Source organism: Pseudomonas sp. FSL R10-0056 (assembly GCF_009600105.1).
GTDB lineage: Bacteria > Pseudomonadota > Gammaproteobacteria > Pseudomonadales > Pseudomonadaceae > Aquipseudomonas > Aquipseudomonas bubulae.
Window position 1 is genome coordinate 76,583 of sequence record NZ_WIWL01000089.1, and the last position, 10,946, is coordinate 87,528.

General features: G+C 55.8%; 10 protein-coding genes and 3 pseudogenes. 4 read left to right on the forward strand and 9 right to left on the reverse strand.

Annotation, left to right across the window (positions count from 1 at the left end; translation table 11 throughout):
• Positions 1-8: 8 nt before the first annotated feature.
• The 3 genes from GHO42_RS04620 to GHO42_RS04630 form a co-directional block, all read right to left on the reverse strand.
• Positions 9-878, reverse strand: a complete 870-nt coding sequence (locus GHO42_RS04620) for a GTPase (RefSeq protein ID WP_153327012.1) — start codon at positions 876-878, stop codon at positions 9-11.
• A gap of 130 nt (positions 879-1,008) precedes the next feature.
• Positions 1,009-1,209, reverse strand: coding sequence for a hypothetical protein (locus GHO42_RS04625; protein WP_153327014.1), 201 nt, complete (start codon positions 1,207-1,209; stop codon positions 1,009-1,011).
• A 32-nt stretch (positions 1,210-1,241) separates the two neighbouring features.
• The gene (locus GHO42_RS04630) at positions 1,242-1,499 is read right to left on the reverse strand and encodes a hypothetical protein (protein ID WP_153327016.1); all 258 of its coding nucleotides are present in this window, start codon (positions 1,497-1,499) and stop codon (positions 1,242-1,244) included.
• Positions 1,500-1,618: 119 nt separating this feature from the next.
• On the opposite strand from GHO42_RS04630, the pseudogene GHO42_RS25995 reads away from it, so the two are divergent.
• A pseudogene (locus GHO42_RS25995) lies at positions 1,619-2,053 on the forward strand (WYL domain-containing protein); the annotation flags it as partial.
• Between the two features lie 40 nt (positions 2,054-2,093).
• On the opposite strand, the pseudogene GHO42_RS04640 reads toward GHO42_RS25995, so the two are convergent.
• Together GHO42_RS04640 and GHO42_RS04645 are read right to left on the reverse strand one after the other, a co-directional pair.
• Positions 2,094-3,341 (reverse strand): annotated as a pseudogene (locus GHO42_RS04640) (TM0106 family RecB-like putative nuclease); the annotation flags it as partial.
• A gap of 63 nt (positions 3,342-3,404) precedes the next feature.
• On the reverse strand, positions 3,405-4,886 hold the full coding sequence (locus GHO42_RS04645) for a hypothetical protein (RefSeq protein ID WP_153327018.1): 1,482 nt from the start codon (positions 4,884-4,886) through the stop codon (positions 3,405-3,407).
• A 220-nt stretch (positions 4,887-5,106) separates the two neighbouring features.
• Between GHO42_RS04645 and GHO42_RS04650 the strand changes: the two genes are divergently transcribed.
• Together GHO42_RS04650 and GHO42_RS26000 are read left to right on the forward strand one after the other, a co-directional pair.
• Positions 5,107-5,754, forward strand: coding sequence for a HEPN domain-containing protein (locus GHO42_RS04650; RefSeq protein ID WP_153327020.1), 648 nt, complete (start codon positions 5,107-5,109; stop codon positions 5,752-5,754).
• Positions 5,755-5,810: 56 nt separating this feature from the next.
• Positions 5,811-6,119 (forward strand): annotated as a pseudogene (locus GHO42_RS26000) (integrase); the annotation flags it as partial.
• Between the two features lie 140 nt (positions 6,120-6,259).
• On the opposite strand, the gene GHO42_RS04655 reads toward GHO42_RS26000, so the two are convergent.
• The 3 genes from GHO42_RS04655 to GHO42_RS04665 are packed head-to-tail and all read right to left on the reverse strand — an operon-like array spanning position 6,260 to position 9,038.
• The gene (locus GHO42_RS04655; RefSeq protein ID WP_153327021.1) at positions 6,260-6,940 is read right to left on the reverse strand and encodes a hypothetical protein; all 681 of its coding nucleotides are present in this window, start codon (positions 6,938-6,940) and stop codon (positions 6,260-6,262) included.
• Positions 6,937-8,064: a hypothetical protein gene (locus GHO42_RS04660; RefSeq protein WP_153327023.1), complete on the reverse strand. Its 1,128-nt coding sequence runs from the start codon at positions 8,062-8,064 to the stop codon at positions 6,937-6,939. Before GHO42_RS04660 ends, GHO42_RS04655 begins: the two co-directional genes overlap by 4 nt.
• Complete coding sequence (locus tag GHO42_RS04665; RefSeq protein WP_153327024.1) at positions 8,061-9,038, reverse strand: hypothetical protein; 978 nt, start codon at positions 9,036-9,038, stop codon at positions 8,061-8,063. The genes GHO42_RS04660 and GHO42_RS04665 overlap by 4 nt, the downstream gene beginning before the upstream one ends.
• A gap of 412 nt (positions 9,039-9,450) precedes the next feature.
• Between GHO42_RS04665 and GHO42_RS04670 the strand changes: the two genes are divergently transcribed.
• The gene (locus GHO42_RS04670; RefSeq protein WP_153327026.1) at positions 9,451-9,780 is read left to right on the forward strand and encodes a hypothetical protein; all 330 of its coding nucleotides are present in this window, start codon (positions 9,451-9,453) and stop codon (positions 9,778-9,780) included.
• On the opposite strand, the gene GHO42_RS25660 is transcribed toward GHO42_RS04670, so the two are convergent.
• Positions 9,769-10,946, reverse strand: a 1,178-nt coding sequence (locus GHO42_RS25660) for a hypothetical protein (RefSeq protein ID WP_218575989.1), incomplete at its 5' end; no start/stop codon positions are given. The two genes, GHO42_RS04670 and GHO42_RS25660, sit on opposite strands and share 12 nt — an antisense overlap.

Sequence of the window (10,946 nt, forward strand, 5' to 3'; positions counted from 1 at the left end):
TCCTTGACTTAAAGGCTATTCAACTTTTCGCGGGCAGTGCGAATCTCGGCGGTCTTGGCCGAAAAACTGCTTTGAACGCTGCTCATCAGTTCGATAAAGGCGGTGGCCGTGTGGATGTAGGGCGCGCAGAGGGTCTGGATCACTACTTGCTCACGCTCGATGGCTTGATCAAGCGCGGCGCTCAATTCCTCACGGCGTTGCATCAGGCGCTGCTGGCGAGCCGCCGCGAGTGACGGGGCCTTTTCGCTCGACATCTGGTCAAGATGCAAGGCCAGGCTGGGAATGCCGCTTTTGGCCTTCATCCCTTCTCGGCCCAACTCAACACCGCGCTGATAACGGCGGCTAGAGACTTCAAAGCACGTCGGCTGGAACCCCAGGCAACGTAGCACCTGGCCTTCAATGCGCTCACGCACCTGCGCCATCGCGTCGTTCTGATCCAGGTCCAGAAGACTGAACACCAGCACTAGCCGCTGTTCGAGCGCATCGCCATGGACGTCACGCAGTTTGAGCAGCAGGTTCACTTGTTCCTCGTCCAGCTCCCCCGGAGGCGCGTGAACGAACAGCACGATATCAGCAATATCGAGCCCTTCCATGGCCTGCTGGCTGTCGCTCTGTTCGATGCCCAGGCCCGGTGTATCGACCAGCACATAATGCTCAAGCTCAAGCTGCTGGTTGATGCGGGTGGTACGCACCGCGCCGGTGGCGAAGTATTCCTGGTGTACATGTCCGCTCAGCATGTTGAGCAACGAGCTTTTGCCGGCCTTGACCAACCCCCAGGCAGCAATGCGCGGCTTGAGTGGCGTGACCTCTGTGTGTTGCAGCTGGAGACGCTTGCATTCGGCCTCAAGCGCATCGATGTACAGCACTGCTTGATCCATAAACCTGAAACTCCTTGGGGCGCCATCGTGCAACGACAGCGCGTTGTGCGGCTGCGGTATATTAAGATCTACAAATAATGCCACATTGCCATGATCGACCGCAGCCGCGTTGTTCATTCCTACCGCCACCTTAAAGCCCCCGTCGTGCCATAAGCTCCGCTGCAGCGGCCTCAAGCCAGCCTGCCGCGCGCATTTTCAGGGCGGTGCTGCCGCACTTCGGGCAGGTGGCGAACCAGTCGCCGGGCATCAATGCATCGCTGCGCGGTGCAATGGTTTTCTTCCAGTTGCAGTCTTCACACACAAACGTGAAGGGCCTGGGTTTTATCGGCATGAATGCCTTCTCCTAGAGAGCGATACTGCGGATTATTCTGCGACCGGGATCAACGCTTGCAGCAGTTCCAGCTTTCGCTGCAACTGTGCGACGTGCTCTCGCTCAGCGCGCAACGCCGACCGCAGCTCGCGGTTTTCCATTTCCCAGATCTGCGCCCAGCGCAAATCCTTCTGGCAATGCGCGACCATTTCCCAAAGCTCACTCATCTTCAAACATTGCTGTACCAGCACCAGCAGGATGACGCCCATCACCACCAATGCACCCGTCGAAACCACGTCCGGCATACTCATGCTCACATCCTTCCATGTCTTCGATGTATTCCGAAGACAGACACACGATATGTAGTGATTTACGACAGGTCTAGAATGTAGACTTATACAGGTAAAGTATTCAAACACATGGAGCCGGTATGAAACGCAAGCAATCCATCGAACAAGTGCGCTGGGACCTGGCACTTCGCTATCGTTTGATCGAGACCGTCGCCTGGTGGGAAGGGCGACTGACCACGGGACACTTGATCCAGAGCTTCGGCATCAGCCGGCAGCAAGCCTCTAAGGACATCAATACCTACATCAATGAACATGCGCCCCGAAACTTGACATATGACAAGCAACGCAAGGGCTATGTACCGAGTAAGCAGTTCAAACCGCTGTTCATCGATGACAGCGCCAGTGCCTATCTGCACCTGCTTTACCAAAACAATGAACGGGCCCCGCACATCGACGGGCTGGCCCTGGCCTACGCCCACACCAAAGTGCTCGAAGTACCCGACCGGCCGATTCGGCCAGAAATCCTGCGGCCCCTGCTCGCGGCTTGTCGCGATGGTTTGCGGCTGGAGACCGAGTAGCTTCGCGCACGACCTTGTACAAATCAATCAGCTTGCCGTTGCGCAGCAACCAGTCCACTTGCGCTTCGCGCGTCCCGTGTTGGCTCATCAGTCGCTTGATAGCTGTTTCTTCGTAACTGGCGTAGTGGTAAATATGCGCGTCGGGGCAACGCTTGAGATGGCCGATGACCCAGTCGATAAACTGCTCGAAGGCGATCTTTTCTTCATCCCGGGTATGCGCCCAAAAGGGTTTGAATATTTGCTGCCCACCCTCATCGATGTAAAGACCGAAGAGGTATTCCAGGCCACCCTCTTCCAGCGGATTGCCCTCCATATCGAAGAACAGGTCACCCTCGACCGCCTTGGGCATCCGATAAAAGCCACGTCGCTCACCCGACACGGGAAGCAGCTCGAATAGCGGGACATCACTGGAACGCCCCTGGAACTGCAAACGCGCCTGATGCCGCAACTTGCTCAATGACTCTGTCTGCAGTTTTGGAATGCGCAGGTCGTGAGTACTGTCCGCCAGCTGGTGCAATGTGGTCACGCCGGCACTCTGTAACTTCTGGATTTGCGAACGGCTGATACCAGCTACCGCCGAGAGATGATCGTCCTGCAGTCGTTGTTCGTCGCAGCGATCACGCCAGGCGCAGAACCCACAATGCCCGCACGGCTCCGGGTAGGTAACGGGTTGCTCGGCACTATTCACGAACGCTTCGAAACGCTGTAGCACATGCTCCAGATAATCGGCGTAGTCGGCGACCCGAAATGCCTGCTCGGTACGAGCAGCATCACCGAGTACGATGTACATGAACTGTGGCTGTACGCCCTGGATCGAGATCAGCATTCGTGAATAAAGCGCAACCTGTACAAGGAACTTGGCCTTAGCCGTTTTCGCCAGCTTGGTGTCGATCACTTCATAGCTGTGGTCGCCCAGCGCCGACGCCCGAGGCACTTTGCGCAGGAAGTCGGCATGACCAATAAAGGCGCCTTCCTGAAGCGACGCCTGGAAGATGATATCAGCGCCGGCCTTCATGGCCTGAATGGTAAGTTCCACCCGACGCGCGAAACTCGGATTGCCCTCGGCAATGTCGACTACGTTGGCATATTCGCTTTTGAGCCGCTCGAAAAAGGCCGCCTCGTGGGCCAATCCTTTGTCCTGTATCAATCGGTTCTGATCGCTTGCCGCCGCTTTTTCCATAGGCATGACAAGGTTCTGAAGGTCTAGCGCCGTCAGGTGCTGGCACTCAAGAAAACCGCAGATGTCTGAGGCGGAGTACAACTGAATTCCGTTTCGGGTTTGCATGGTCGCTTCCAGTCCGGTGAAGCGTCCAGAAACGCTTCATGCTGATTGAATGTCGTGTGTGAGTCAGGCGTCGAGCGAGCAGTCGCGGAAAAACTGCTCGAACAAGGTCGTCGGCAAATGTTTTGCATCGAGCAGACCGAAGTGCTTGCCCACGTTGCGCCCCAACGCCATCAGCGTCTTGGAAGAGTTCTCGGTACCCGCATATCCGGCGCTCAAGAGGTAGTCGATGCGTTCTTTCTCGGTCGTCGCCCGCAGATACGCATTGCCCGTGATCAATACATCTACCAAACAGACACTTGCCCGTTCATCACCCAGGGTGAACGGCTCCAAAGTCTCGGTGGCCAATGCCGCGCACAATCCGTCCTTGCCACCGTCGACGATGCGTTCGAGCTCTTCGAGCGGCCGGCCGAACAGGTCGAACTCATCAATGGAAAACGCGAAACAATAGCCCTGCGCGGTGGCACGCGTGAGCGGGTTCTCGTTACGCGGGTTAGTCAACAGCCATGCAACGAAGGACGCTTTATTGTCGAGCGAACCGCTGTGGCGGAAGGCCAGATAATCCTTCAGGACCTGACTGAAGGGGTGCCCGGTAGGCACCCAGCCAGTGCCATCTCGTTCACTTTTCTGCGCAGACATTACTGGCCCTGCTGCCTTCGGGTCAGACGCCAGCATCACACCAAAACACCGCAGGTCATAGCCGAGCATAAACAGGCTGGCCTCGAAGGCGTGGCACCGCGCGGGCAGAGCCCCTTGTTCAGCAAACCAGCCGGTACGCTCAAGCAGGGCTCGGATAATCCACCCCAACCGCACCTGCCAACGTGCCCATTCGGCATAATCGATCGCCGAAAATTGCGGCGCCGCCAAACCGTTCAAGAACGCTTCCGGGTTGCGGATCTGGCTGCCGCGAGCGCCTCCGGACGGGAAAGCCAGCAGAGGTTCGCCGCTCCCCGTCCATTGCTGGCGAAACAGCGAATACAGCATGCCTATCGCTGCGCCGACGCGACTGTCATAGATTGGTGACCCCGACGCATCAAGCAAGGCATGAATCTTGGTCAGGCCAGCATCGAAACGCTCGACACTGATCGCGTTGAGATCATTCAGATCGTTGTCGCCGTCGAGTGACATGAGCCCGGCCATTTTTCTCAGATAGCTCGACAACTCGCCTTTTGCGGCCAGTCGGTGCAAAAACGGAATGGCTCCCCGGACACCACCCCAACGAAGAATCTGTAAACACGCCTGAAGCGCTTGTTGTTCATCCCCCAGGTTGACCGCACTCGTCAGCCACTCGCGAAGTTGCCCGAGAGAGCGTTGAGTTTCAGCCCAGGTTTGTGAATCAACCGAGCTTTGGTTGGTATCTTGCCAGCTTGCCTTCCAGCGATATTGCTCAAGAATCTTCTCGATGCCCTGGACATCAGCCGTTAAACCGCCAGGCACAAATTTGCTCGACTTGAAGCGCAGCTTGAAAGTCAATGCCGGCAAGTTCGTTGCAAGCCATGCGATGAAGGACTCAACTTCAGGTTGCGCCAGGAACTGTTCGCGCTTCATGCAGACCACCTTGCAGGTAATATCGAATGGCCATACCCTAAGCAAAACCACAGCCCCCGTCCATGTTGTTTGTCCGTACAGGTAAACAAATGGAGCAGGCTCTCAGGCCCTGGATAGACACTCCTCTACCAATGCCTAGGTTTAGCCAAAATATACGTAAAGTTTTCAGACGTTCCTATTCTGTTTACGTACTGCCCATGACCTCAAGGATCGGCACCCCATGGACCATCAAGCACTCAAGACCCGTCATCGACAGGAACGTGAATGTCATCACCCCAACCTCACCTTGCGTGTTCATCGGGCGCTGAGTTGGCTCAATCGTGCCGAGCAAGCTGACGATATCGATGGGCGTTTTATCTTCCTGTGGATCGCCTTCAACTCGGCCTACGCCACCGATATTGACGAACAGTACCGCCTTTCTGAGCAATCCACGTTCAAGGCGTTCCTAGACAAACTCTGCGCGCTCGACACTGCCAACCTGATCGAGAATCTGGTCTGGTCCGAGTTCTCTGGCAGCATTCGCGCGTTGTTGGACAACCCCTTCGTGTTCCAGAGTTTCTGGGATTACCAGAACGGCAAGATCAGCGAGCAACAGTGGACCGAGCGCTTTGCCAGCGGTCGGCGAGCAGCGCAGCAAGCGTTGGCCAACCGCAATACCCCAGCAGTGCTCGGCGTTCTGTTCAATCGAATTTATACATTGCGAAACCAGGTCATGCATGGGGGCGCAACCTGGAACAGCAGTGTGAACCGGGATCAGCTGCGCGACTGCTCAAACCTTCTCGGCAAGTTGGTGCCGGTGATTATTTTGCTGATGCTGGATAACCCGGAAACTCTATGGGGTGATGCTTGTTATCCCGTTATTGCTTAGGTAGTGGGACTTTCCAATCCCGCGATCACAAACGAAGTGATTCCGCTGGCTGCTCACACAGCCAAACCGCCAACATGGCGCTGAAGCGCATGAGTTTCGAAGGGCGCCTGGTAAGTCATGGCATGCGCTCAATGGCGAGAACCATCATCATCGAGCACGGCTGTGATCCTGAATTGACCAAGGTTGCGCTTGCTCATGTCGATAAAGATGACGTACACAGCGCCTCCATCCGAGCGAACTACATCGAACGCAGACGCCCTATGATGGACTGGTGGAGCAAGCACACTCAGGAAGCTGCCACTGGGAGCCTGTCAGTGTCAGCACTCTGTCAGAACCATTATCGAAAAGTCGTCTCAATACGCTAACGAGTGGCTTCAACCAGTGAGAAGCAATCACTCGACCATGACAGCCGGCTGCCTGGACTGTGCATCGGGCTCGCCCCCGCACTCTCAGTGTATATGCCAAGCAGCCGATACAAGCGATAGAGCCACCTAAAGGAATTGTTTCAGCTGTCGCCGCGAGGAAAGGAAGCGCGTAAATGACGAAGAAGATCGTTCGGTAGTACTGCTGGGAGCTTCGCAGTGCCGTTATTGGACAGCTGAATGGCGACTGTCTTATTAAGGCCGGCGAATTTCACTTGGACTTTTTCCAGCACATGCTTGCGGCCGGCTAGCAGGATATCTGTAGCTTCGCGCACATCCTTTACCCCTTTGAGCAAGATTTTTCCCGTCACCCCGTCGTCTATTTCGACGCCCGAGACCTGGAGCGAGTCGACAGTGATGTCCTGATCCACGGCAACCTGCAGAGCTGAGACCCACTCAATCAGGTTAACCGTAGGAGGCGTTACTACTAGGTTGAAACTGCAAGCTTCAAGCAGGCGACTGATCAATTCCTTGATACTGCGCTGGTAGCTCCTTAGTTCGATGTGGGGCGGCGAATCAAAAAGGGTGAACTCTGTCGTCCGGTACCCAATCCGATCAAACACCTCTTCACTACCAAAAGGAGTCGAGACCACCTCTTGGTAATTGTACTTTTCGATGTAACGTCCCTCGATGAAATCATCCCGGATTCGCTCTATAGCGAAGCCATCCATTCTTTCATCCGTAAATGGCATCTCGATGAGCCTCTTCCCAACAGCTCGAATCGTCGAGGGCCATTGGGCATTCAGCCATCTCACCCTGTTCATGTCGGTTCTCCTTGCGGCTCAGCGCGCGCTTGAGCTTGCGCTCTCAGCCCCCTGATAACCTTCGCAGCGGTTTCTTCGATGATGCCCAGATAGGTTTCTTTGTCTTCGGCGCTGACCGGTCGGATCGTCTTGGTGTACTGAAGCTCAACGATCCGATAGGCGCCTCGGACAAAGTACTTGAAACCTTTCCCTTGTACCGGATCCTCAAAAGCGGCCTCAAACTCTACCATCGGTTGTGGTGCCTTGTTCAGCACCGAGCGCCAGATGATCGACGTGATGAAGAAGCCCTTCCGGGTCAGACTCTGGTACTCCTCAGACGCCAGAAGTGTCTCACCTTTAAGTGCGACGTTCTTGACCAGAGCCAAGGCCTCCTCTTTGGCCACCTCAGCTTCCTGGTCATCGTCCAGGTCGAGCTCGTCTTCCTCAGGCTCCTGGGGCAAGCGTTCAACCTTCACGCTAGTGACGTTCTTCAGCGAGAAACCCGTGAGATCTCTGATCAGGGACGTAAAGAATTCTGTGCGCAGGGCCGATGACCGAAACTCGCCGAGTTCGATGCGGATGGTGGGAATCTCAGTCTTGGCCTTGGTATCCAACTTGTCCTTGAGCTTCGAGAAGATAGCCTTCACACGGTCGTTCGCAGGCATCCGAATAACCGTTTTGTCCGCAGAGACGTGGAACTCGATCGAGGCTTCTTTGGGTGTGCGCTGGACGAGTCGCGTCTTGCCATAGTCGACATCGGAGTACTTAATGTTGGCGACCACTTGGTTGCCGTCCTTGATCTGCTGAGTGACCTTCTCGTCCTCCGGAGATTCCTCAATGTATTCCCGGAGGACCTCACGAATTCCTTCCACGGTCAGCGCGGTTGGCAGCGTTACCGAAGTGAGTTTTTCCTGTCGGCCAGAGTGCTCCCGCTGTTCCAGCAGGGTGTTCAGATCATGATAATCGTGCGGGAGGAGCGAGATGGCACTGACCAAGTCATCCCGGCTGTCCTTGGCAGAGTAGAAGATCCCCCTGTCCTTCGCGAGTTCAAGCAGAACCTTTTCGTTAATTTTCTGCTTAGCCGACATCAAGGCGTCGTAGATTTCCTTATCCGTAGCACAGTACTGAAGCGCGTTTTTGCTCATTGCCGAGACAGCTCCAGTTCACAGAAGGTGGTGCGTACGTGTTCAAGTTTTCCGAAGTCAATGGAGTCTAGAATCTGCCTAAGGTCGCCTCCGCCCTGATAGTCAGCGATGTACTGGTCTTTGGCTTTGGCGAAATTGGCCGAAGCATTCTGATGCGGGTCGACCATGCGGATCGTGACCTCCGTTTCGGCCTTTATTACCTGGTAGTGCATCAGGTACTCGATGAGGTATAGAAATTCATCGGTCGTGAATCCCCGCTTACGCATGAAGATCACGAAGCCCTGCTTGCTCCCATTCTTGGGGTTCACATAGGACAAGATGATCCAAGGTGCGGTCAGCATATCCAGCGTCGCAGCTTTGGCGTGCTCCAATTGGACATTCTTCCTGCGAACCAGATGGGGGTAGTAGAACTTGCAGTAATCCCGCTCCGGCACGAGACCTGCACCTCCGCGCAGGTGGATGATTTCGTGGTGAACGTTGTTCAGCCAGTAAATATCCTCAGGCCCCATCACAACGATTTTAGAGCCCTTCGGGATGTCCAAGTCGTCGCACTTCACCTTTTCAAGGATCTTGGCGAAGTCCTTGTCATACTCATTATCGTGGTTGTAGACGAAAAGCAGTCCCTGGATATTCGCCGACACATCCGGATGGATGTAAGTGTCGCTAAACTCCTGGCTGATCTCGGCGCATCGCAGACTCTTGGCCAGACTCTCGATCGCCTCCCGGATAGCCTTCGTTTTGATGGTGCCCTTCGCGTAGCTCTTAAGGTCGCAGTTCACATAGGTGCGGGACTGCGAATAGGGCTCGTTGTACCAAAAGACGACATCAGAGGGATGGGTCTTGACCTCATGTGCCTCCTGGTTCTCGCACGGCCAATTGATGTTGGTGTGCTCCATGCGACCCCAGAGAAACTCGTTGAAAATCCCCTTCGACAGCCTCTCTGCCATCTTTGCGATGTTTATCGTCTCGGCCATGATTCCCTGGGCTCTTTATGTTGGTCAAAGCAGCGCTAGCGCCATGACGGCGCTAATACTGGCACAGTAAACACGATGGTCGAGCCAGCTACAAGGCGATCCCCTGTTCGACCTTGGCACTATACCTTCCCGCGGGAACATCTCTAGGACGAAGTCGCTTCAACATGGGTAAGACTGCTTGGGAGAAATTAGCCACGCCTAGAGTAGCCGGGCATCGCAGACAGCCGCCGAATGTCGGTTCGCAAAATGGGCCTGGTAAAAGCTTTCGATCCAGATCGCTGGTGAGTTCCCGCTTCGGCTCGACTGCAGCCCGTCGCACCCTTGGGCGAGCTGCTAGCAACAGAGATTTTCGATTAAAAAAATCTCAGTCCTACATAACCGTAATGACATCAACACCGAGAAGGTTCGTCCCATGTCATTACAGTGCCCTCGCTGTCATTCCCCCAAAGTTGCCTCTTTCCATCACGCCATGAAAATCGGGGCTGCCATCGGCACCGTAGGCGGTGCAGCCCGTGGCGTCAGCGCAGCTCTAACAGGTGGTCAGGCTGGTGCGCTTATCGGCGCTATCGCCGGGCCCGTCGGAATCACCCTCGGCTCAGTGTCAGGCGCCATCCTAGGCGGCCTGGCCGGCGGTGTCGGCGGCTGTGCGCTAGGCGCCCAAATGGGTGAGTCGCTCGATCGCCATGTGCTTGCCCACAACCTCTGCCTCGCCTGCAATCATCGCTTCAACCTACCGGCCTAATCCTCTTACAAAATTCTCCGGCCAGTGCTGCGCTCGCGCAGCACTTATGCCGGCACGCCCAAAGGAATCACTCCCATGGCTCATCTCGTCGAACAAATGGCCTATGTTGGCGCTACCCCTTGGCATGGTCTGGGTATCAAAGCCATGCGTGCCAATGTCAGGCGCAAAGGCCAACTTTTTACCCACTGGAACGGGTGCTCCCGCCGTTTCCCGGGTGAAGCTGTAACTGTCATCGGCATTGCTGCGGGTCAGAGTGCCGTAGATACCGGACAACCGCCCCTTGATCGATTGCTGACCCTGCCCTGTCAGCAACCCGATGGTGCGGGCCGTAACGGCCACCGGCCCGCTCGCCGGGATCAGGTTACCGTCCAGGGTCAGCAGGGCGACGTAGGCCCCGGCGCGGGCCGCGATTTGTGGCGAGGTCTGCCCGCCGATCGCGATGTTGGTATGGGTGCGCGGACTGACTAAAGCCGCCAAAGCCTCACGCCAAGTAGTTTGCCCTCCAGCCCCGTTGGTCAAACTGTCGCCCAAAAAGTAAAGGTCTTTGGTCGAGGAGATATATCCGCCCACCGTCCCGGACACATCAAAGTTACCGACCACCTTCCCTGACGTATCGATGGCCAAGGCGCGGCGACCATCTTTATCCACCAGCGCCCACACAAAGCCGCTTTCCGGGGATAGCGACTGAAACCTGAAGTCGGAATCAGCCGTTAATCCAAACCCCTCCACACTGGCCAGACGCTGCTCCGCCACATCCAGACGGGGAAACTTGGGAAGAACGACAGCACCGCTCAGATCGACCAGCAACGCGGCCCGCTGCGCAGAATCAACCAACGCCCACGCATAACCACTCTCGGGCGTGAGGCCTTGAAACTTGAACGCCGCATCAGCAGTCAATCCCAGCGCTTCGACATCGGCCAAGCGCCGATCGGAATTCCCGATGGTCTGCTCCACCAGATCGAGACGCTGATACTTCGGGATAATTACAGCACCGCCCAGATCGACTAATAGAGCCGCACGCTGGTTAGCATCAACGATGGCCCAGGCGTAGCCCGATTCAGCAGACAGACTCACCATTTGCATACCTAAGGAAATCCTGAAAAAGACTTCCTGATTTGGCAAAATCCCCGGACACCAATCGCCGAGCTTTTCAATGAAGCAAATGA

Excerpts from the sequence above, each read along its gene's own strand:
- GHO42_RS04630 (WP_153327016.1), bottom strand. The coding sequence starts at position 1,499 with ATGAGTATGCCGGACGTGGTTTCGACGGGTGCATTGGTGGTGATGGGC.
- GHO42_RS04625 (WP_153327014.1), bottom strand. The coding sequence starts at position 1,209 with ATGCCGATAAAACCCAGGCCCTTCACGTTTGTGTGTGAAGACTGCAAC.
- GHO42_RS04620 (WP_153327012.1), bottom strand. The coding sequence starts at position 878 with ATGGATCAAGCAGTGCTGTACATCGATGCGCTTGAGGCCGAATGCAAG.
- GHO42_RS04655 (WP_153327021.1), bottom strand. The coding sequence starts at position 6,940 with ATGAACAGGGTGAGATGGCTGAATGCCCAATGGCCCTCGACGATTCGA.
- GHO42_RS04645 (WP_153327018.1), bottom strand. The coding sequence starts at position 4,886 with ATGAAGCGCGAACAGTTCCTGGCGCAACCTGAAGTTGAGTCCTTCATC.
- GHO42_RS04650 (WP_153327020.1), top strand. The coding sequence starts at position 5,107 with ATGGACCATCAAGCACTCAAGACCCGTCATCGACAGGAACGTGAATGT.
- GHO42_RS04660 (WP_153327023.1), bottom strand. The coding sequence starts at position 8,064 with ATGAGCAAAAACGCGCTTCAGTACTGTGCTACGGATAAGGAAATCTAC.
- GHO42_RS04665 (WP_153327024.1), bottom strand. The coding sequence starts at position 9,038 with ATGGCCGAGACGATAAACATCGCAAAGATGGCAGAGAGGCTGTCGAAG.
- GHO42_RS04670 (WP_153327026.1), top strand. The coding sequence starts at position 9,451 with ATGTCATTACAGTGCCCTCGCTGTCATTCCCCCAAAGTTGCCTCTTTC.